The sequence below is a fragment of the Mycobacterium sp. NGS64 genome (assembly GCF_059812245.1).
In genome coordinates this window covers 155,031-175,618 of sequence record NZ_JCALCI010000004.1, presented here as the reverse complement: position 1 = coordinate 175,618, position 20,588 = coordinate 155,031, and the positions used below count along the sequence as shown (strand labels likewise).

The 20,588-nt window shown below is 67.4% G+C and carries 21 protein-coding genes; 11 read left to right on the top strand and 10 right to left on the bottom strand.

Features of this window, described 5'->3' with window-relative positions:
* Positions 1-136 precede the first annotated feature (136 nt).
* The 7 genes from AC5Y4S_RS18810 to AC5Y4S_RS18780 all read left to right on the top strand — a co-directional run bounded on the left by AC5Y4S_RS18810 (position 137) and on the right by AC5Y4S_RS18780 (position 5,554).
* The gene (locus AC5Y4S_RS18810; protein ID WP_500034190.1) at positions 137-943 is read left to right on the top strand and encodes an alpha/beta hydrolase; all 807 of its coding nucleotides are present in this window, start codon (positions 137-139) and stop codon (positions 941-943) included.
* Positions 940-1,722, top strand: coding sequence for an SDR family NAD(P)-dependent oxidoreductase (locus AC5Y4S_RS18805; protein ID WP_500034189.1), 783 nt, complete (start codon positions 940-942; stop codon positions 1,720-1,722). The genes AC5Y4S_RS18810 and AC5Y4S_RS18805 overlap by 4 nt, the downstream gene beginning before the upstream one ends.
* Positions 1,719-2,582 (top strand): LLM class F420-dependent oxidoreductase, encoded by an 864-nt coding sequence (locus AC5Y4S_RS18800; RefSeq protein WP_500034188.1) that lies wholly within the window; start codon positions 1,719-1,721, stop codon positions 2,580-2,582. Before AC5Y4S_RS18805 ends, AC5Y4S_RS18800 begins: the two co-directional genes overlap by 4 nt.
* 12 nt (positions 2,583-2,594) lie before the next feature.
* A complete protein-coding gene (locus tag AC5Y4S_RS18795) occupies positions 2,595-3,008 on the top strand; it encodes a hypothetical protein (protein ID WP_500034187.1) in 414 nt (137 codons plus the stop codon).
* On the top strand, positions 3,005-3,733 hold the full coding sequence (locus AC5Y4S_RS18790) for a hypothetical protein (RefSeq protein WP_500034186.1): 729 nt from the start codon (positions 3,005-3,007) through the stop codon (positions 3,731-3,733). Before AC5Y4S_RS18795 ends, AC5Y4S_RS18790 begins: the two co-directional genes overlap by 4 nt.
* Positions 3,734-3,832: 99 nt before the next feature.
* Positions 3,833-4,336, top strand: a complete 504-nt coding sequence (locus AC5Y4S_RS18785; RefSeq protein ID WP_500034185.1) for a lipoprotein LpqH — start codon at positions 3,833-3,835, stop codon at positions 4,334-4,336.
* A gap of 228 nt (positions 4,337-4,564) precedes the next feature.
* On the top strand, positions 4,565-5,554 hold the full coding sequence (locus tag AC5Y4S_RS18780; protein ID WP_500034184.1) for an alpha/beta fold hydrolase: 990 nt from the start codon (positions 4,565-4,567) through the stop codon (positions 5,552-5,554).
* Positions 5,555-5,570: 16 nt separating this feature from the next.
* Here the strand turns inward: AC5Y4S_RS18780 and AC5Y4S_RS18775 are convergent, their stop codons facing one another.
* Together AC5Y4S_RS18775 and AC5Y4S_RS18770 are read right to left on the bottom strand one after the other, a co-directional pair.
* On the bottom strand, positions 5,571-6,767 hold the full coding sequence (locus AC5Y4S_RS18775) for a cytochrome P450 (protein ID WP_500034183.1): 1,197 nt from the start codon (positions 6,765-6,767) through the stop codon (positions 5,571-5,573).
* Between the two features lie 8 nt (positions 6,768-6,775).
* The gene (locus AC5Y4S_RS18770) at positions 6,776-7,414 is read right to left on the bottom strand and encodes a TetR/AcrR family transcriptional regulator (RefSeq protein WP_500034182.1); all 639 of its coding nucleotides are present in this window, start codon (positions 7,412-7,414) and stop codon (positions 6,776-6,778) included.
* A gap of 166 nt (positions 7,415-7,580) precedes the next feature.
* Between AC5Y4S_RS18770 and AC5Y4S_RS18765 the strand changes: the two genes are divergently transcribed.
* A complete protein-coding gene (locus tag AC5Y4S_RS18765) occupies positions 7,581-8,366 on the top strand; it encodes a spirocyclase AveC family protein (RefSeq protein WP_500034181.1) in 786 nt (261 codons plus the stop codon).
* A gap of 7 nt (positions 8,367-8,373) precedes the next feature.
* On the opposite strand, the gene AC5Y4S_RS18760 is transcribed toward AC5Y4S_RS18765, so the two are convergent.
* The 3 genes from AC5Y4S_RS18760 to AC5Y4S_RS18750 form a co-directional block, all read right to left on the bottom strand.
* Positions 8,374-9,570, bottom strand: coding sequence for a cytochrome P450 (locus tag AC5Y4S_RS18760; protein WP_500034180.1), 1,197 nt, complete (start codon positions 9,568-9,570; stop codon positions 8,374-8,376).
* On the bottom strand, positions 9,567-10,559 hold the full coding sequence (locus tag AC5Y4S_RS18755) for an LLM class flavin-dependent oxidoreductase (protein ID WP_500034179.1): 993 nt from the start codon (positions 10,557-10,559) through the stop codon (positions 9,567-9,569). Before AC5Y4S_RS18755 ends, AC5Y4S_RS18760 begins: the two co-directional genes overlap by 4 nt.
* A gap of 69 nt (positions 10,560-10,628) precedes the next feature.
* Positions 10,629-11,690 carry an NAD(P)H-dependent amine dehydrogenase family protein gene (locus AC5Y4S_RS18750; RefSeq protein ID WP_500034178.1) on the bottom strand — a complete coding sequence of 354 codons (1,062 nt, stop codon included), beginning with the start codon at positions 11,688-11,690 and terminating at the stop codon, positions 10,629-10,631.
* Positions 11,691-11,878: 188 nt separating this feature from the next.
* Between AC5Y4S_RS18750 and AC5Y4S_RS18745 the strand changes: the two genes are divergently transcribed.
* A complete protein-coding gene (locus tag AC5Y4S_RS18745; protein ID WP_500034177.1) occupies positions 11,879-12,973 on the top strand; it encodes an NAD(P)H-dependent amine dehydrogenase family protein in 1,095 nt (364 codons plus the stop codon).
* A gap of 9 nt (positions 12,974-12,982) precedes the next feature.
* Complete coding sequence (locus AC5Y4S_RS18740) at positions 12,983-14,176, top strand: MalY/PatB family protein (RefSeq protein ID WP_500034176.1); 1,194 nt, start codon at positions 12,983-12,985, stop codon at positions 14,174-14,176.
* A gap of 139 nt (positions 14,177-14,315) precedes the next feature.
* On the opposite strand, the gene AC5Y4S_RS18735 is transcribed toward AC5Y4S_RS18740, so the two are convergent.
* On the bottom strand, positions 14,316-15,044 hold the full coding sequence (locus AC5Y4S_RS18735; RefSeq protein ID WP_500034175.1) for a DUF2652 domain-containing protein: 729 nt from the start codon (positions 15,042-15,044) through the stop codon (positions 14,316-14,318).
* A gap of 110 nt (positions 15,045-15,154) precedes the next feature.
* Between AC5Y4S_RS18735 and AC5Y4S_RS18730 the strand changes: the two genes are divergently transcribed.
* A complete protein-coding gene (locus AC5Y4S_RS18730; RefSeq protein WP_068112394.1) occupies positions 15,155-16,060 on the top strand; it encodes a haloalkane dehalogenase in 906 nt (301 codons plus the stop codon).
* A 6-nt stretch (positions 16,061-16,066) separates the two neighbouring features.
* Here the strand turns inward: AC5Y4S_RS18730 and AC5Y4S_RS18725 are convergent, their stop codons facing one another.
* Genes AC5Y4S_RS18725 through AC5Y4S_RS18710 form a run of 4 tightly spaced genes read right to left on the bottom strand, consistent with a single transcriptional unit; the run spans position 16,067 to position 20,554 of the window.
* Positions 16,067-17,098, bottom strand: a complete 1,032-nt coding sequence (locus tag AC5Y4S_RS18725; RefSeq protein ID WP_500034174.1) for an amidohydrolase family protein — start codon at positions 17,096-17,098, stop codon at positions 16,067-16,069.
* Positions 17,099-17,115: 17 nt separating this feature from the next.
* Positions 17,116-18,120 (bottom strand): VOC family protein, encoded by a 1,005-nt coding sequence (locus AC5Y4S_RS18720; protein WP_500034173.1) that lies wholly within the window; start codon positions 18,118-18,120, stop codon positions 17,116-17,118.
* On the bottom strand, positions 18,117-18,968 hold the full coding sequence (locus tag AC5Y4S_RS18715) for an alpha/beta fold hydrolase (RefSeq protein WP_500034172.1): 852 nt from the start codon (positions 18,966-18,968) through the stop codon (positions 18,117-18,119). The genes AC5Y4S_RS18720 and AC5Y4S_RS18715 overlap by 4 nt, the downstream gene beginning before the upstream one ends.
* Positions 18,965-20,554: a bifunctional 3-(3-hydroxy-phenyl)propionate/3-hydroxycinnamic acid hydroxylase gene (locus AC5Y4S_RS18710; RefSeq protein WP_500034171.1), complete on the bottom strand. Its 1,590-nt coding sequence runs from the start codon at positions 20,552-20,554 to the stop codon at positions 18,965-18,967. The genes AC5Y4S_RS18715 and AC5Y4S_RS18710 overlap by 4 nt, the downstream gene beginning before the upstream one ends.
* Positions 20,555-20,588 lie beyond the last annotated feature (34 nt).

The following is a 20,588-nucleotide window of genomic DNA, read 5'->3' as shown; positions in this document are numbered from 1 at the left end:
ATGCCGAAACTCGCTGCCTTATCGACGTGGCTAATGTGATGGCTTGATTTTCGCGCATCGATGGCGCGGCTGAATATTCGTTATCGTTCTTTTTGTTTAGCGATTTCGTGTCGTTATTGCCGCTAGTCTCAACGGCGTGCTTGAAGTGATCGACAAGGGACCGAACGGCGGCTCCGGCAAAACGCCCTTGTTGTTCGTCCACGGCGCCTGGCACGGCGCCTGGTGCTGGGACGAACATTTCCTGGACTTCTTCGCGGCGAAGGGCTATCGGTCGGTGGCCGTCAGCCTGCGCGGTCACGGGAAGAGCCCCGCACCCAAAGCCATGCAGTTCTGCTCGATGGCGGACTTCGTCGACGACGTCGCCTCGGTCGCCGACGGCCTGCCCGAACGGCCGGTGGTGATCGGGCATTCCATGGGCGGCTTCGTGGTGCAGAAGTATCTGGAGTCGCACGACGCGCCGGCCGCCGTCCTGCTCGCGTCAGTGCCGCCCAGCGGGATCGCCAGGTTCCTGCTGCGCCGGTTCAGGCTGCACCCGTGGCTCACCGCGCGGCACCTGGCCATCACCAAATCCAAGGGAAGTATGGGCCGCACCCCCGAATTGGCCCGCGAAAGCTTCTTTTCCGGCTCGACTCCCCTCGCCGACGTGGCGCGCTACGCGGCCGGGCTTGACGAGGAGTATGTGGGCAAACACGTGCTCGGCATGCTGTGGCTCGATCTGCCCAAGCCCTCCCTCGTCAACACCCCGGTGTTGGTCCTCGGGGCCGAAAACGACATCCTTTTCTCGACGCGGGAAGTGCGGGCGACCGCGAGGGCATATCACACCGAGGCGGAGTTCATTCCGGGAATGGCGCACGACATGATGCTCGAGCCCGGGTGGGCCGACGTGGCCGAGCGAATTCACGCCTGGCTCGATACCCGTTGTCCGGCGGCGTCGCCGAAATGACCGGGCGGCTCGACGGCAAGGTCGCGATCATCACCGGCGCCAGCAGCGGCCTGGGGCCGGTGATGGGGTCACTGTTCGTCGCGGAAGGCGCCCGGGTGCTGCTGGCCGCGCGGCGCGAAGAGCTGGTCCGCGACGCCGCGGCAGCGGCGGGTCCGGGCGCCGTCGCGATGCGCGCCGACGTCACCGACGAGGACGACGTCGCCGCCATGGTGGCGCGGGCCATCGACGAGTTCGGCCAGGTCGACATCCTGTGCAACAACGCCGCCGCGCCCGGCCAGGACCGCTGGATCTGGGAGCAGACGCTGGACAACTGGAACGCGACCATCGCCATCGACGTCACCGCGGCCATGCTGTGCACCCGCGAGGTGCTCAACCGGTGGATGCTGCAACGCCGGCGAGGGGTCATCCTGAACTTCTCCTCGACGGCCAGCTACGGCGGGATGGTCCGCAAGACCCACTACGTCGCCGCCAAGGCGTCGCTGCGCGCGTTCACCAAAGCCGTTGCGCTAGAGGTGGGTCCGTACGGCATCCGGTGCAACTGCATCGTCCCCGGCGCCATCGACACCGAGCTGTTTCGCAAGTGGGTGCAACGCACCGCCGACGAGCAAGGGGTCGACTACGAGACCCAACGCGCCCGGTCACTGAAAGGTGTGGCGCTGCAAGACATTTCCTCGCCGGAGGACGTCGCCAACCTGGCGCTGTTCCTGGCCAGCGACGAGAGCCGAACCATCACCGGACAATCCATCCCCGTCGACGCCGGAGGGTACATGCAGGGATGAGCACCGCCGCAGTCAAACTATCGGTGGCCACGCCCGTGGTGACCATGCTGCCGGGTAGCAGCGAGTGGACCCGAGACGCGTCCATCGAGGATCTCGCCCAGATCGCCGAGGCCGCAGACCGACTCGGCTATCACCACCTGACGTGTAGCGAGCACATCGCGCTGCCCGCCGCCGAGCGCGGCCGCCGCGGCGCTCGCTACTGGGATCCGTTGGCCACGCTGGGCTACCTCGCGGCGCGCACCCGGCGGATCCGGTTGGCCACCCACGTGCTGGTGCTCGGGTACCACCATCCGCTCGAAATCGCCAAGCGCTACGGCACCCTGGACACGGTCAGCAACGGCCGGCTCATTCTCGGGGTCGGGGTGGGCAGCCTCAAGGAGGAGTTCGAGCTCCTCGGCGCCCCGTTCGACGACCGCGGAGTGCGCGGTGACGACGCGCTGCGCGCGCTTCGCGCCTCGCTGTCGGTCCCCGAACCCGCCTACCACGGCGAGTTCTATTCGTTCGGCGGGATGGTCGTCGACCCCTGCGCGGTCCAGGAACGCGTCCCCATCTGGATCGGCGGGCGCACGCTGCGATCGCTGCGCCGCGCCGCGACCCTGGCCGACGGCTGGGCCCCCTTCAACGTCAGCCCGCAGCAGGTCCGAGAATGGCTGGGCCGCTTCGACCTTCCGCCCGGATTCGAGGTCGTGCTGCCGCCGTCGGCGCCGCTGGATCCGATCAACGAGCCCGAACGCACCCGCGACGCGCTCGGCGAGCTCGGCGCCCACGGCGCCACCATCGTCAGCGCGATCTTTAAACACGCCTCGCTGCAGCAGTATCTGGACAATCTGGCGGCGCTCGCCGAACTGCAACCGTCGTAGGAAAGGGCTTCCATGTCGAAGGCGATCCGGGTGCTGGCCATCCTGTTGTTGGTTTCCAGCGGCCTTGCGATGGTTTCCCCGGCGACGGCCACCAGCACGCCATCATGCGTCGGACTGTCGATATGCCCGCCGCCGCCGCCGGACGCCGAGGGCAACCCGGGATGTTATTACGCCGACGGCTGGCAGGGCTCGGGTGCCGGCATCGAAGTGTGGTACTTCCATGAGCCGCAAAACATCTCGAAGCCCGACAAGGTCACGGCCCTGGTTCGCAAGAAGGACGGCACCACCGAGTCCCAGGACGCGAGCATCGAAGCCGGGCAACAAGTGCACCGCTTCGAGTTCGCGACCATCGACAAGTCCGCGGTTCAAGAGGTATTGCTCACCAGCAGCGGCGGCCGCTGCTACGTGATCGGCCCGGGCACGTGAACCGCGTCAAGGCAGGCTTTTTCAGCCTTACCCCTCCCGCGCCCGACGACGACGGCAGCTATCTGCGTTGGCATCTGCTGGATCACATGCCCGAGCAATACCAACTGCCGGGCATCGTTCACGGGCTGCGCTGGATCGCCGACGGCGCCTACCCCGATCACCGGCTGGCGGCCGACGGGCCGCTGGCGCAGGTTGGCAACGTCGTGCACTACCTGATCGGTGACCCCGTTGAACAAACCTTTGACGACTTCGTCGCGCTCGGCCGCTCGCTGCGGGAGAACGGCCGCTTTCCCGTCACGCGCCCGTCGCTGCAGGTGGCCGGCCTGCGGCTGCTGCAGTGGCAGGCCACGCCGCACGCCCTCGTCTCGCCCGAGGTGGTGCCCTTTCGGCCGCACCGCGGAATCGTGCTCATCGTCGAGGAACCCGCCGAAGGCCGCCCCGACGCGTGGCTGCAATGGCTGCACGCCGAACACCATCCGGCGCTGCTCGCCGCGCCCGGCACCGCCGGCGCTTGGACTTTCGGTACGAGCACCGGGTGGAGCCACCTACCCGCGGGGTGGCTGACGGGCCACCAATACATCACAGTCGTTTACCTCGACGCCGACCCGCTCCCCACCGTCGACGCGCTGGCTCCGCTGATCGAGGAACGGTGGCGATCGGGCGCGGTGCGGCCCCTCTTCGCGGGACCGTTACGAACGATGGTCAGATGGGAAGCCTGGCCGTGAACTGCGCGGATGCGCCGTTCGGCGGGTCGCCAGAGGGATGAGACCTCGCCGCAACGCACGGCCTCTATAGTCCTTCTGAGCTCTAGCAAAGGACCTGAGATGACCAGTTCGCGACTCGTTCTCGCCGCCGCGCTCGGCGTGATCGCCGTGGCGGCCACCCTGCCGGCCTGCTCGAGCAAGACCGGCCAGCCATCTTCTGCCACGAGCACAAGCGCGGCCCCGCCGAGCACGACCGTCATGATCGGCGGCAACAAGCACACGATCATGACGAAGGTCGAATGCACCGCGACGGCGGCGCAACCCAGCGCCACACCCGCGGAGTCCGGGGACCTGACCACCCGCATCAGCGTTCACGACGATTCGGCTTCGGTGTCGCTGGCGCTGTCGGACGAAAAGCCGCCGAGCGTCGACGGCTTTTCCCTGTCGCTCAAGGCGGGGTCCGGTGAGTACCAGCTGCCCTACCAGGCCCCGCAGTCCGCGACCCAGGTGCAGGCGACGAAGGACGGCAAGAGTTACACGGTGACCGGGACGGGTCAGGGGGTGTCGCCCAATCAGGGCGACGTGCACCAGGTGACGTTCGGGATTCACGTGACCTGCCCCTGAGCGGCGTGTTAAACCAACTGCCGCAGTTTGCTTTTCGGGCCTCATCTGTCACTCGAGTCACCACAGGAGGTTGGGTGGCTTGTTGCCCGCCTCACAGCGACAAGCGGTAAACGGCATCAAGCTGTCGCTGTGAGGCGGGCACAGCGGCGCATCCCAAATTACCTGTGATGCCTGGGCAATTATCGACGCCTGGTTGTCCACCGCGACCACCTCTGCGATGCTGTCAGCTTGGACATCTTCGCGGAGTGGCAAAGCGGCGGGACCGAGCTGCGGTGGCGGTCGACAACGGCCGCCAACGACGGGCAGGAAGTGACGGTGTTCAGCCGCCGTTGCGGTACCCCGGGGGCACCCGCGCTGGTGCTGGTGCACGGCTTTCCGACGTCGAGCATCGACTACTTCGGCCTGTCGCACGAGCTGGCCTCAGAGTTCGACATGTTCGTGCTCGACTTTCCCGGTTACGGATTGTCCGACAAGCCGCCGGCCCCTTACGTTTATTCGTTGTACGACGATGCGCGTCTGCTCGTCTACGCGATTACCCAGGTGTGGAAGCTGACCGAATTCCGCATGCTTACGCACGATCGCGGCAGCAGCGTCGGAATGATCGCGCTGGAGATGTTGGCGGCCCAGGACCCGCCCGTCGTGCCCGCCGACCTCATCCTCACCAACGCCAACATCTATCTGCCGCTCTCGAACCTCACGGTGTTCCAGACCGCCCTGCTCGACTCCGCGACCGGGCGGGACACCGCGGCGGCGACCACGCCGGAGATGCTCGCGGCCGGCTTGGGCGTCAGCACTTTCATGCCGCGGCGGACACTGGAAGACCCGGAGATCGCCGCGCTGGCGCGATGCTTCGCCCACAACGACGGCATCCGCGTGCTGCCGGACACGATTCAATACCTCAAGGAGCGGGCCGCCGACGAAACCGGTTGGCTGGAGGCGCTTTCCAAGAACCCCGTCGACACCACGGTGGTGTGGGGCATTCACGACAACGTCTCGCCCGTGCGTGTTCCCAACTACGTCTGGCAGACGTACCTGAAGAGCAAGCCCGGCCGCAACCGCTACTGGGTGGTGCCCAGCGCCGACCACTACCTGCAGTGCGACGCCCCCGGCGAACTGGCCCAGATCGTTCGCCTCACGGCCCAGGGCGGGGACATCCCGCTGCAGACGCTCGGCAATCAGCCCGGCGGCGCCGTGCTGGTCGACGAAAGCGCGTCGTAGCCGTCACGCCCTGCCCTCACCCGGTGACGACGGGCAGGCGCGCCCACCCGCGCACGCTGGCGGTGTGCGCCCGCTGGGCGTTGGCGTAGTCGACTTCCCAGTCGGGCCAGCGCTTGAGGACCTCCTCGAAGGCCACCCGGGCCTCCATGCGTGCCAGGGCCGAGCCGAGGCAGAAGTGCAGGCCCTGCCCGAAGCTGAGATGCCCGCCCTGGCGGTGGATGTCGAAGCGGTCCGGATCGGGGAATCGGCGTTCGTCGCGGTTGGCGGAACCGTTCAGCAGCAACATGAATGACCCTTCCGGCACCACGCGGCCGTAGTGCTCGGCATCGCGGGCGACGTAGCGCGCCTGCACCGGTGACGGCGGTTCGTAGCGCAGCGTTTCCTCCACCGCACCGGGGATCAGCGATGGGTCGGCGACGAGCTCGCGGCGTTGATCCGGGTGATCCGACAGCAGCTGGCCCATGAAACCGATTAAGCGAGCGGTGGTTTCGTTTCCGGCGCCGGCGATCATCGCGGTGTAGGACAGCACCTCCGTCCGCGACAGGGGGCGCCGGGTGCCGTCGGGTTCTTCGATCTCGGCCCGCAGCAGATCGGTCATCAGATCGTCGGACGGATTGTCGGCGCGCCATTCGATGTACTCGGCGAACATCGCGATGGTGTCCGCGAACAGATTCGGGTTGACCTCACCGGGCTTGCGCCCCTCGGCCATTTCGATGAAGGCTCCGTTGCGATCCCGGATGTTCGCCTGGTCCGCCTCGGGTATGCCCAACAAATAGCCGATGGTCCGCATCGGCATCATCGCCCCGAGGTCGGCGATGAAATCGAACCCGCCCGCACCGATCAGCGGGTCCAGTTCGCGGACGCAGAATCCACGCACCATGGACTCGACGGCCAGCATGCGTCGCGGCGTGAAAACGCGGGACAGCAGTTTGCGGTGCAGGTCGTGCAGGGGCGGATCCTCGAACAGCAGGATGCCAGGCGGCACTTCGATGTTGTTGAACAGGATGTCGGCGGTGGTCCCCCGGCCGGATCGATAGGTCTCCCAGTTCGGCAGTTCGCGCGCCACGTCCTCGTACCGGCTCAGCGCGTAGAAGTTGTACTTCTCGTTGTAATACAGCGGTGCTTCTGCGCGCATGCGTTTCCACACCGGGTAGGGGTCGTCGTCGATGGCAACGTCGTAAGGGTCGTAGTACAGCTCGGCTGAACGTAACATTTGGCCTCTCAGTCGTTTCGGTGCAGGAAGCCGTGCAGGATCGCCTGAACGAGCTCCTCGACGATCACTTCCCGCGGCGGCTGCTTTCTCCCGAAGTAGGTCGACCGCAACGCGGCCATGCCCGCGATCATCGCCACCGTCGAATGCGCCGGCAGGTCAGGGTGATCCGACCGCAACCCGCGCAGGTGCATGCCCTCGGCGCTGATCCGGCCGAGCACCGTGAGGGCGCGCCGAACGTCGTCGATGCCGGCGTCGGCCTTCTCCTCGTCACTGAGGGCCTCCGATGCCATCAGCGTCAAGAGCAGACCCTGGTGTTCCACGAACACGTCGTAGAGCTGCCCGACGAAATGGCCCGCGAGGTCCTCCTCCTTGGTCTCCTCCGGCACCACCGACTGCCAGGTGCGGCCGAACTCGTCGACGAAGCTGGTGAACGGTGCGACGAGGGCCTCGCGGAACAGCGCCGCCTTCGAGCCGAAGTGCCGGAACAGCAAATGTTCGGTTACGCCTGCGGCCTGGGCGATTTCGCGTGTGGTGGTGCCGCGGTAGTCCTGGCGCGCGAACAGGTCTCGCGCGGCGTCGAGCAGCAGTTTGCGCGGCGCGCCGCGGGGCCGGCGCGTCGCCGCGGTAACTGCGGGTCGCTGGGGCATGACTTTTAAGATAGCATGCACTATCTTGAGGATCGACGGGAAGGGGTGCGACCGTGGGCGCTGTCATCATGCTGGGCACCCTGTTCGGACTGATCGTCCTCGTATTCGGGTTGGTACTCCGCCTCGACCCCGAGGCGCGCCGCTCCAGCGGACACGAGGGCGGCCGATGAGCAGCGGGATGACGCCCGTGATGCAGGCGGCGAGCGGCTTCGCCCTCGTCGGTGGCATCACATTCACCGCGATCGGTGTCTACCTGAGCATTCGCCAACGTCGGATACACCCGCTGCTGCTTCTCTGCATCTCGGCGATCTCGTTCTCGTGGATCGAGGCGCCCTACGACTGGGCGATGTACGCCCAGTTCCCGCCGGCCATTCCGCGGATGCCGTCATGGTGGCCGCTGAACGTCACCTGGGGTGGGTTGCCCTCGTTCGTTCCCATCGGCTACATCTCCTACTTCGTGCTCCCGGCCGTGACCGGGGCGGTGCTGGGGCGGTGGTTGAGCGCAAAGTTCCAGTGGCGCAGGCCAACCACCCTCCTCATCGTCGGGCTCGTCGTTGGCTTCTGCTGGGCACTACTCTTCAACGGGTTCCTGGGAGCGAAGCTCGGCGTCTTCTACTACGGACGCGTGATCCCCGGGCTGGCGATACGCGAGGGCACCATTCACCAGTACCCGCTCTACGACTCCCTCGCGATGGGCATACAGATGATGGTCTTCACCTACCTGCTCGGGCGCACCGATCCGGAGGGACGCAACGTCATCGAGGTGTGGGCCGACCAGCGATCGAAAACTCGATTGCAGTCGTCGGTGCTGTCGATCGCCGCGATCGTCGTCGTCGGAAATTTCCTCTACGGCGCCGTTTTCGCGCCGCACCTGGTGACCAAGTTGGGCGGCTGGGTGACCGCGGGGCCGACCGAACAGTTGTTCCCGGGCGTACCGAACCAACCCAAGTAGCCGCACCCTACCCGGTGAACACCGGCAGCTTCGCCCATCCCCGCACGCTGGTCGTGTGCGCCTTGGCGGCGTTGGCGTAGTCGACTTCCCAGTCCGGCCAGCGCTTGACGACCTCCTCGAGCGCAACCCGGGCCTGCATGCGGGCCAAGGCCGATCCCATGCAGAAGTGCAGCCCGTGGCCGAAGCTCAGGTGGGTGTCGCCGCGATGGATGTCGAACGTGTCGGCGTCCGGGTACCGGCGCTCGTCTCGGTTGGCGGATCCGTTGACCAGCAACATGATCGAGCCCTCGGGAACCGTCGTGCCGTGGCATGACACCTCGCGGGCGACGTACCGCGCCTGCACCGGCGAGGGCGCCTCGTAGCGCAACGTCTCCTCGATGGCCATGGGAATCAGCGACGGGTCGGCCACGATTTCCCGGCGCTGGTCGGGGTGCTCGGCGAGCAGCTGGCCCAGGAACCCGATCAGGCGCGTCGTCGTCTCGTTACCCGCGCCGGCGATCATGCTGGTGTACTGCAACACCTCGATCCGCGTCAGCCGCCGAGCCTCGCCGCCGTCCTCGACCTCGGCGTTGAGCAGCTGGGTCATCAGATCGTCCGACGGGTGGTCCACCCGCCAATCGATGTAGTCGGCGAACATCTCATAGCTGCGTTCGAAGAATTCTTGCGTGGCGGGCCGGAACGTGGCCTCTTTCAGGGTGAGCTGGCGGCCGCCCTTGTCGCGGATGGCTTCCTGACCTTCTTCGGGGATGCCGAGCAGGTAGCCGATCGTGCGCATCGGGACCATCGCGCCGAGATTCTCGATGAAGTCGAACGTGCCGGTGCCCACCAGCGGGTCGAGCGCGCGTGCGCAAAACGCCCGGGTTAGCGGTTCGATGGCCTCCATCCGGCGCGGCGTGAAAACCTTTGAGAGCAAACGGCGATGCAGATCGTGAATCGGCGGATCCTCGAAGAGGATGATCCCGGGCGGAACATCGATGCCGCTCTTGATGATTTCGATCGTGGTGCCGCGGCCCGATCGGTAGGTGTCGAAGTTCATCAGCTCGCGTGAGACGTCCTCGTAGCGGCTCAGCGCGTAGAAGTTGTACTTCTCGTTGAAATACAGCGGCGCCTCGTCGCGCAGCCGCTTCCAGATCGGGTACGGATCGTCGTCGATCTCGAAATCGAAGGGGTCGTAGTAAACCTTCGCCGTGCTCGCCCCGGTCATAGCGGTGTCTTTGTCTCCGCCAGCGCCTCCGGCAGCACGACCTCGCCCACCCGCTTGAGGTAGGGCCATGCGATTTCCGGTGGCAGCCCACCGCACAGCGGCGACAGGTTGAGTATCTCGCCGGCGCGAACCCGCGAAATCGCCTCCGGGACAGAGATAACCACGTGTGACGCCGGGTTGTCGCGCAGTTCGTCGATAGTCTTCACGTGCGAGAAGCCGGCCGTCGTCTCGTCCCCGGGATTCCACGCGGCATAAGTCCGCACGTCGTGCAGCAGGTGCTCGCCGAGCTCTTTCCACGCCTGGTCCACGTCGTCGGCGACGAAGACGACCGAGGGGGTGTCGCGGCTGGGAAACATCGTCGGGCCGGGCGTGTGACCGTGTTCGCGGCAGGCCTCCTCGTAGGCCTCCCGCATGCCGGGTTCGTTGGCGTTGCCCAGCATGCCCAGCCCGTACCTGCCGGCCCGGCGGGCCGCCGCCACGGTTCCGCCGCCCCACATCAACGCCGGGCCGCCGGCGGTGTGCGGGCGCGGCGTGACGGTGATCCGGCGCCCGTCCTGGCTGACCGTTTCGTCGGACAGCAGCGACCGCAGCAGTGCGAGCTTTTCGTCCGCGAGCCGACCGCGACCGCGCATTGCCACCCCGAAGTGCTCGAACTCCTCGGGGCGGTAGCCCAGGGCCAGGATGTACGACGCGCGTCCCTTGCTGATGATGTCGAGGACCGCCATGTCCTCGGCGAGGCGCACCGGGTCGTAGAACGGCAGGATCAGGATGAGGCTCAGCGCTAAGCGCTCTGTTCTCGCGGCCACGGACGACGCCAACAACAACGGTGACGGCAGGTAGCCGTCCTCGGACCCGTGGTGCTCACAGAACACCGCGGCGAGGCCGCCATGATCCTCGGCCCATGCGCACATTTCGGGCACGGCGCCGTATAGCGCTACTCGCGGCGCTCCCCACGCGGGGGCGCGCATGTCGAAGCGCAGCGTAAACACAGCCGACTCCTAGCCAACCTAATATTTGTATCGGGTACGGTACGTGCCTGCCGAGAGCTGCGTCAACGGTTAGTCAAAGACGTGGCGCGGCACAGTCGTCGGGATGTCGAGCGAGCTGAGCAGGCCCGGCGGCGCGTCGACCACATACGGGATCGCGTTGACCACCCGCATGGCCGTGGCGGTCATGGCGGCGTGGCCTGCGCCGTGGCCCTCGGCCTCGCCGAGAGTCAGCACGCAGTGGACGTCGGGATCGCCCTCGATGTCGACCCGATAGGTCGCGTCGCAATCCGAGGCGGGCCAGTCGGGGGCGACGTCACGGGCCATCCGGATGACGTGCTCGATCACGATGGCCTCGCGGCCGCACACCACGCCGGCGGCCCGGGTGCGCACCGCGCCGCAGGTGCCCGCCTTAATGGTCCCGAACGCCACGTCGATGTCGCGATCGGTGAGTTCCCGCTCGAACGAACCCCGCACCTCCGCCACGTCGACACCGAGGCCGTTGGCGATCAGGTGAATCGGTGCCTGCCATGCCATTTCGATGAAGCCCGGCGTCTTGAGCATGGGCTCGAAATCCAACGGGCGGCCGAAGCCCAGGCCGTCCATCATCACGTCTGCCACCGGGTAATGGTCGTTGAGCGCGACCTCGCTGGCCGTGAGGGTACGGATGTTCTTTGATTGCGTCGTCATCAGCAACGCCAGCTGGTCGGAGGCGAAGCCCGGAAAGATGCCCGACACGTACAGTGACGCACCGCCCGCCTTCGCCGCGGCCTCCAGGTGGTCGCGCCAGTCCGGCGCGAAATACGACGGCGGGTACACCAGGCTGGTCGACGACGTCGACACGACGTTGATGCCCGCCCGTAGCAGCCGCAGGTAGTCGGGCACGGCGGCGCCGTCGCGTTCGGGACCGCTCGCGGCGTAGACGACGGCATCGGGCGCCAGCGCGATCAGCGCGTCGGCATCGTCGGTGGCCGTCACGCCCAGCGGCCCGATGCCGGCCAGTTCACCGGCGTCCTTGCCGACCTTGCCGGGCGAATGCACCCATACGCCAACGAGTTCCAGGTCCGGCCGACGGCTGACGGCGCCGATCGCAATCTTCCCGACTCCCCCGGTCGACCACACGACGGTGCGCACGAGCACTCTCCTTACTGGTTGGCCGCGGCCGCGGCGCGTTCGAGGTAGGGCCACGCCACCCGACCTGAGCGTGTACATCAGCTGCAGGTTAACCTAAGATTTGTTCTTTAGGATAGTGTGCACTTTCTTAGCGGCTTAAGGGCAACGGCCGTCTCGACTTTCGGCACGCGCACTCGAGGAGGAACACGATGACGGCTCATCGCGTGGTGGTCTGGGCGACGGGCGGCATCGGTTCGATCGCCATCCGCGCCATTCAGCGGCGCCCCAACCTCGATCTGGTCGGCGTCTGGGTGCACTCGCCGGAAAAGGACGGCAAGGACGCGGGCGAACTCGCCAACGGCGAGCCGATCGGCCTGAAGGCCACCAATGACGCCGACGCGTTGATCGCCCTGAAACCCGACTGCGTGATCTACGCGGCCAGCGGCCCAGAACGCGACGCGCTGGCGATCCCGGATTACGTCAGGCTGCTCGAGGCGGGGATCAACGTCGTCACCACCAGCACCACGCGGTTGGTCAACCCGCACGCCTACGAACCCGCGGAGTGGCGCGACCAGCTCGTCGCGGCGGCCAAGCAGGGCCAGGTGTCGCTGTACGCGTCGGGGATCGAGCCGGGGTTCGCCGCGGACTACCTGCCGCTCGTGCTGTCGACGCAGTCGTCGTCGATCGAGAAGATCCATTCGTTCGAAATCGGCCTGTACGACGACTACGGCGTTCCCGACATCATGAGCGACGCGTTGGGTTTCGGCCGCCCGCTGGATTACCAGCCCTGGATCGGCTATCCGGGCGCGATCGCCGGCGAATGGCAGGGGCAGATCCGGTTGATCGCCGACGCGCTCGGCGTCGAAGTGCGGGAAATCCGTGAGACTTTCGACCGCGCGGTCACCAACCGCACCCTCGAGGTTGCGATGGGCACCGTGGAGGCCGGCACGTGCGGCGCGCTGCGCATGCAGGCGATCGGGGTGGTCGACGGACGCGAGGCCATCGTCATCGAGCACGTCACCCGGCTCGCGCACGACGTCGCCCCCGATTGGCCGACCGGAATCGGCGACCTGTCCTACCGCATCGCGATCACCGGCGACCCCGACATCGAGTGCACCCTGGCGGCCACGCTGAAAAATCCCGGCAAGGCGGGGATCGGGGGCATGACCTCCGGCGCCGGCGCGATGGTCGCCACCGCGATGCGTGTCGTCAACGCCGTGCCGTATGTCGTTGCGGCGGAACCCGGGCTGCTGAGCTCGGTCGATCTACCCCTGACGATTCCAAAGCACGCCTTCGCCACCTAGTCTGCCGGGGTGACCGCTAACCCGCTCGAGGAACTCACGCTGCAGCAACTCCGGCTGCGCACCAGCATGAAATGGCGCGCGCACACCGACGACGTGTTGCCGCTGTGGGTCGCGGAGATGGATGTCGCGCTGCCGCCGACGGTGGCCGAGGCCCTGCGCCGTGCGATCGACATCGGCGACACCGGATATCCCTGCGGCACGGCGTTTGCCGAAGCGGTCAGTGAATTCGCCTCCCAGCGCTGGCAATGGCCCGACCTGCAGGTGGGCCGCACCGCGATCGTTCCCGACGTCATGCTCGGCGCCGTCGAAATGCTTCGTCTGGTCACCGACCGCGGCGATGCCGTCGTCGTCAACCCGCCCGTGTACGCGCCGTTCTACGCGTTCGTGTCGCACGACGGCCGCCGGGTGGTCGAGGCGCCGCTTGACGTCGACGGCCGAATTGACCTGGGCGCCTTGGCGGACGCGTTCACCCGGGCCGGCGCGTCGGGCGGCAGAGTCGCGTACCTGCTGTGCAATCCGCACAACCCGACCGGGTCGGTGCACACGTTCCAGGAGCTGCGCGCCGTCGCCGATCTTGCCCGCCGGTTCGGCGTTCGGGTGGTCTCGGACGAGATCCACGCTCCGGTCATCCTGCCGGGTGCGCGGTTCGTCCCCTACCTAACCGTGCCCGGCGCGGAGAACGCGCTGGCCCTCACGTCCGCCTCCAAGGCGTGGAACCTCTCAGGCCTGAAGGCGGCGTTGGCCATTGCCGGTCCGGAGGCGGCGGCGGACCTGCGCCGGATGCCGGAAGAGGTCAGCCACGGCCCGAGCCACCTCGGCGTCATCGCCCATGCCGAAGCGTTCCGCAGCGGCGGCGAGTGGCTCGACGCGCTGCTGCGCGGCCTCGACGCGAACCGCACGCTGCTGGGCGATCTGATCGCCGAACACCTTCCCGGCGTGAAATACCAATGGCCGCAGGGCACTTACCTCGCGTGGCTCGATTGCCGGCAGCTCGGTTTCGACGAGGAGGCCGCCGGCGGGCTGGCGGTGGTGGCCGACATGGCCGGGCCGGCCCGCTGGTTCCGCGACCACGCCCGCGTTGCGCTCAGCTCCGGTCACGTCTTCGGCACCGGCGGCGCCGGACACGTCCGGTTGAACTTCGCCACTTCGAAAGCCATTCTCACCGAAGCGATATCGCGAATGGGTCGGGCCCTGACCCGGTAAGCGCAAACGCGTGACGGTACCAATGGGTGAGTTGTATTTTCGATATCGCCGGTGATATCGCAAATCGAAGTCGCCTTATGACCAGCTGACGGTGCTCACGTGACTCATGTGATTTCCGATAGCGTCGAACGACTTTCGGCTACGCGGGAACGTCCTCGGCGCCGCGGTCCAGGTTGCGGAAACCCTCCGCGGGCTTCTTGATGCCCAACAGGAACGGCAACGAGCTCAGTTCCAACTTGGCCGTGGCGCCGAACCGGCCGAAACCGCTGCGCCGCGGCCGCACGACGGGCACCTCCGACGTGGCGAGGTCGATGTAATGCGTCGAGGTGTCCCCGATGCCCTCGAAGTGGTGGACCAACGGCTTGCACAGCCCGCGCATCGAGTCGTCGAGGCATGCCGCAACCGGATCGGTCATCAACACGTACTCGACAACTGGTACCGAGTTTTTCAGCATCCGGTGCACCAGGATGACGTCGACGCCGGCGAGTTCGACGTGGCGTTTGACCTTCTGCTCCGCGACCTCGCCTTGGTGTACGACGAACTTCAGCGAGAGGTTGTCCAGCTGCCCGCAGCTCGCGCAGTCACAGGCGATGTCCACCTTGAACCGCTCGCGCTTTGCGAGGAAAGCCTCTCGCATCCGCGACAGCCGCTCGCATACCAGCACTTTGGCGTTGCCGTCGGGCGCCCAGAAGAACGCCGCGTCGCCCTCCAGCTTGGCGAGTTTCAGCCCTTTGCCGGCGTCGATGACGGCTTCCAACAACCCGGCCACGGTTAGCTGCGCGTGCGCCAGGTGCGTCCGGTTCCAGCTCATGTAGTGGGTGTATCCGCCGATGTCGGCGATGAGCAGTACCGCTTGCCGGATGGCCATGATGGGGGCAGTTTAATTGTTGCCAGCTACCGTCTCAACGAATCTGCCACTGGACGAAATCGCGCTGCCGCGAGAGGCTTGCAGAGGTCTCACCCCCGGAGGAGCCGAATATGGATGTGCTGCGAACCCCAGACTCCCGATTCGAAAACCTGGAGGGCTATCCGTTCGTAGCGAACTACATCGACGTGACTGCAAGCGACACCCCGCCGCTGCGCATGCACTTCCTGGACGAGGGTCCGGTCGACGGCCCACCGATCGTGCTGCTGCACGGCGAGCCGACGTGGAGCTACCTGTACCGCACGATGATTCCGCCGCTGGCCGACGCCGGCAACCGAGTGCTCGCGCCCGATCTGATCGGCTTCGGCCGCTCCGACAAGCCCAGCCGGATGGAGGATTACACCTACCTGCGCCACGTCGAGTGGGTGACCTCGTGGTTCGAGCGGCTCAACCTGAAGGACGTCACCCTGTTCGTGCAGGACTGGGGATCGTTGATCGGCCTGCGCATCGCCGCCGAGCAGGGCGACCGGATCGCACGGCTGGTGGTCGCGAACGGTTTCCTGCCCACCGCCGAGCGCCCGACGCCGCCGGCCTTCCGCCTATGGCGGGCGTTCGCCCGCTACTCCCCGGTGCTGCCCGCCGGACTCATCGTCGCCTTCGGCACCGTCCGCCGGGTGCCCCCGAAGGTGCGGGCGGGCTACGACGCCCCTTACCCGGACAAGACCTATCAGGCCGGCGCCCGAGCGTTCCCTCAGCTGGTGCCGACATCACCGTATGACCCGGCGATCCCGGCCAACCGGGCAGCGTGGAAGACCCTGGGCCAGTGGGACAAGCCCTGCCTGGCCATCTTCGGCAACAGGGATCCCATCCTCGGACAAGCGGACCGCCCGTTGATCAAGCACATCCCGGGCGCGGCCGGCCAGCCGCACGCCCGCATCAAGGCCAGCCACTTCATCCAGGAAGACGCCGGACCCGAACTGGCCCGACGCGTGCTGTCCTGGCAGCAGGCGCTGCACTGAACGGCGCTAGCCGCTGTTGATCAGCCGCGTGACGCCGCGCATCAACACCCTGCTGGCCGCGTGGCGCGCCCGATCGACGGCGGACCCGGTGTCCGGCGGCTCCGCGGCCCCCAAACGCGGGAACAGCGTGAGGGCATTGGTGCGCTCGATCGCCGTGCGGGCGTCCGCGTCGAGCCCCGGGTAGGTTTCCAGGCCCGCGGCGAACAGCTTGCCGGCCGCGACGGGAGCGAAGGGCCAGTCGGAGCCGAAGGTGACGTGTCCCGGCTTGGCGAAGGCCAGCAGGCTGGGCAGCGCCGCGGCGCTCGACGACAACGCGGTGTCGAAGTAGAAGCTTGCGAAGTCGTCCAGGCTGTCGGCGGGGCTCCGTCCGGTGTCGCTCAGGATGCCGAGCGCCATGCGGTGCGACGCGTATGGCACGAATCCGCCGGCGTGGCTGAGGACGAACCGGAGGTTGGGATACTTGCGGCAAATCTCGTTGCGGACAAGCAAATACGCCGCCCGAGTGGTGTCGAGCAGGAAGTCGGCCGCGAACGGTGGGACGCCGTCCACGACGGGGCCCGGCAGGTTGGCGGGGTGGATGAACACCACCGCCGAGCGCGCATCCAGCGCCGCGAACAGATCGTCCTGTCCGTCCTGGCCCAGATAGGTTCCCGCGCTGTTGGCGAGCAGCACGACCCCGTCGGCGTGTAACTCGTCAAGGGATCTCGCGACCTCGTCGACGGACTCTCGGAGGTGCGGCATGGGGACGGTCGCGAAGAACCCGAACCGGTCGGGTTGGGCCCGGACGAGTTCGGCGAGGTAGTCGTTGATGTCGCGGGCGAGCGGGGCGGCATCCTTCGCGTCCGGCAGGAACGCGGTGCCCGGCGTGGACACCGACAGGATCGCGGTGGCGACGTTCAGTTCGCCCATGGTCCGCAGCGACTCCTCGGGGCTCCACTCCGGCAGCGCACGGCCGCTCTCCTCGTCGATCTTGGCCTTTCGCAACAGGTCTCGATAGAAGGGCGGAATTGCGTGGTGGTGGGTATCGATCCGCGGCATCGCTGCTCCCCTGTCGATCAATGGTCTGGAATACCCGCGCCGGCCAGGGCCGGCACGACGTCCTCGTGGTGCAACATCGACGCGGCGCCCGTCTTGATCTGGTTGAGCTTGTCGATGATCGTCTGTCCCTCTGGAGTGTGCCCCCAGATGCTGATGCCCTGGTGGGTGGTGGGCTCCCAGGTGTTTTCGTCGACGACGATCGGGTTCCAGCCGACCTCCCACTCGAACCCCGAGGGCGTGACGGCGTAGAAGGACAGTTCTTTGTCGTTGGTGTGCTGGCCCACCCCCAGCGCCATCCGGAACCCGAGCCGCTTGACGCGCTGGTAGGCGGCGGTCATGTCGTCGAGCTGCGCGACCTGGACGTTGACGTGCTGCACCCTGGTGCGGATCGGGTTCAACCTGAGGCGGTCGACCGCCGCGATCGCCACGGTGTGGTGGCGCTCGTTGACCCGCAGGAAGCGGATTTTGAACTTCAGGCCGCTGATCGTCTCGTCGATGTAGTCGGACAGTCGCGCGTCCAACACCGCTTCGTAGTAGCCGCGCAGCTGATACGGCTTTGTCGTGGTGACTGCCACGTGGCCGAGACCCGCTGCGCCCGTGACGAATCCGCCGCCCGCGGCCATGTGCAGGCAGCTGTTGCCGGTGCGGGCGTGGGTGAAGACCTCCTGGGTCAGGCCGTTGGGGCCGGGGAATCGGACCAGCCGCTCCACGCCGCGCAGCGCCGCCTCCTCGTCGCTGCCCTCGGTCACCGGCACGCCATGGGACTTGACGCGCGCCAGGACGGTGTCGAGCGCGTCGTGGTCGTCCACGTGCCAGCCGAGCGCGGTGACGTCCTCGGCGGCGCCGCGCTGCAGCAGGAACCGGCACTCGTTGTCGTCCAGGCGGAACCGCATGGCGTCGGCCGGCCCGTCGTCGAGATGCATGCCGATGGCGTCGCGGCCGAATCGCGCCCAATCGCTGAACTTTTCGGTCTCGATCACCACGTAACCGAGTTGCACCCTCCCGAACACCGACGGCTTCATCGCGGTCGCTCCAGGAACTCGATGGCCAGCCGATTGAACAACTCTGCGCGTTCCCACTGCATCCAATGTCCGGTCTGCGAGGTCATCACCAACTCGGCGTTCGGCAGCAGGTTGAGCAGCATAGGGCCGCCCGCGGGCCGGTTGACCTTGTCGTCGCGGCCCCACAGGACCAGCGTCGGTGTCGGCAGGGCCTTGAGCCGGCGGTCGCGGGTGAGGTCCATCCGCCACAGGGTGCGCAGCCCGGACGGGCGGCGCAGCGGCGGGTTTGCGATCACCTCGGGGTCAATCGACGCGCGGTAGCGCAGGTCGATCAGGTCCTCGGGCACCGCGGCGCCGTCATACACCAGATACGTCCGGATGAACGTGGCGAGCTTGTCCCGGCTCGGGCCGTCGCCGCCGTAGTAGGACAGCAGGCTCCTCAGCCCGGCCGTGGGAAGGCCCCTGGTCGTGCCGATTCCGCCCGGGCCCATCAGCACCAGCTTGCCGACGCGATCCGGGGTGTCCAGGGCAAGGCGCAGGGCCGCCGAACCGCCGTAGGAGTTGCCGACGAGGTGCGCGGTGTCAATGCCGAGTTCGTCGATGAGGCCGCGGATCATGTCGGCGAGGTAGCCGAACGGATCATCCTGGTCGACGCCCTTGGCCGACCTGCCATAGCCGGGCATGTCGGGCACGATGACGCGGAAATGCGTTGCCAGAGCGTCGATATTGCGCGAGTAGTTCGACACGCCCGACGCGCCGGGTCCGCCGCCGTGCAGCATGATAACGGTCGGGCCGGTCCCGGTTTCGGAGACGAAGATCGGCTTTCCCGCGACGGTGACGGTGCGTTCGTGCAGTCGGGTCGAGATCATGCGGTGGCTCCAATCGGGGTGGCCGGGATGGGCGGGGTCAGGTCGGTCAGGCCCTTCGGTGGCGCGGGCAGCTGGCCTCCCGCGACGGCGGCGGCGAAGACGAACCCGTCGGGGCGCACCACGACCGCGGCGACCTTCTTGCTTGCCAGCCAGCGGGTGAGCGTGCCGTCGTCGTCGCGGATCGCGCCCGCTCCGGGCAGGCCGCCGGTGACGGCCAGCGAGAACGCTCCGATTCGCTCCCACTCGTCGGCGCCGGCCGGCGCGGCACCGACATGCAGCACGGCCCACCCCCCGCCGAGGACGTCGTCCAGGCGGGCCCGCTCGCCGGTGGCGTCGGTGACCCATGGCTGCGGTAGCTGCCAACCCACCGCGGATTGCGCACCCGGCGCGAAATACCCGTCGGCGTAGTGCGCGGGAGGAATCCAGATCAGGCTTTGACCGACCTTGAGGGCCCCGGGCACCCGGGTGGTCACGGTGCGCAGCAGGGTATTCCGCAGCCACGCCAACGATTTCCGGCGTTCGGTGATGATGCGCCCGTTGCGCACCGCCCGGCGGGTGACCTCGATGACGTGCGGCTTGCGCTCGGCCTGATAGCTGTCGAGCAGCGAGGCGGGCGCGTGGCCGCGCACGACGGCCGCCAGTTTCCAGCACAGGTTGGCCGCGTCGCGCACGCCGGCCGACATCCCCTGGCCGATCCAGGGCGGCATGGCATGCGCCGCGTCACCGGCCAGGAAGACGCGCCCCACGCGCCACCGGTCGGCCACGCGCACGTGGTGGCTGTAGATCACGGCGCGCAGGATCTTGACGTGCTCGTCGGTGATGCCCTGTTCGTTGAGGACTTCCCAGACGGCCTCGTCGGTGACGAGCCTCGTTTCGTCCTCGCCGGCCCGCGCGGGGTATTCCCAGCGGTGGTGCCCCAACGGCGTCGGACAGTCCACGGTCGGGCGGGCGGGATTGCAATGGAAGCGCAGCCGGTCGTGGCCGTCCCATTCGCGAATCACCTTGGTGTCGATGACAACCCAGCGTTCGGCGTAGGTGCGCCCTTCGTATCCGACCCCGAGCTGGCAGCGCGTCGGCGAGGCCCCGCCGTCCGCCGCGATCACGTATGACGCCCGCACGCGTTTGAAGGTGTCGTTGCGCAGGTCCGCCAGCATCAGCTCGGCCGACGATTCGTGGTTGATCACCCGCAGGCACTCGTGGTTCAGCAGCACCTCGACGCCTGCGAACCGGTCGACGCCCTCCCGGAGTACGTGGTCGACCGCGGGTTGGTACAGGAACTGCTGCGGCGGGTGCCCGCAGCCGCGGGGCGTCATGGTGGTTTCGATGAACGGCACCCCGGCGGCGTCGACCCAAGCCAACGGGCGGTCGGGCAGCATGTCGCGCTGCAGGCGGTCGGCCAGCCCGACGGACTGCCAGATGCGCATGACCTCCTCGTCGGTCGAGATGGCCCGCGCCCGCCCGTAGACATCGGGGTCCCGCTCGATGACGACGACGCTGAGGCCCAGGCGTCCAAGCAGATTTGCGGCCGTGGCCCCGGTGGGGCCGTAGCCGATCACGGCCACGTCGTAGGTCGGATGCTCGTTCATTGTGCCTTCACCTCGTGTCGAGCTTGTTCTGTAG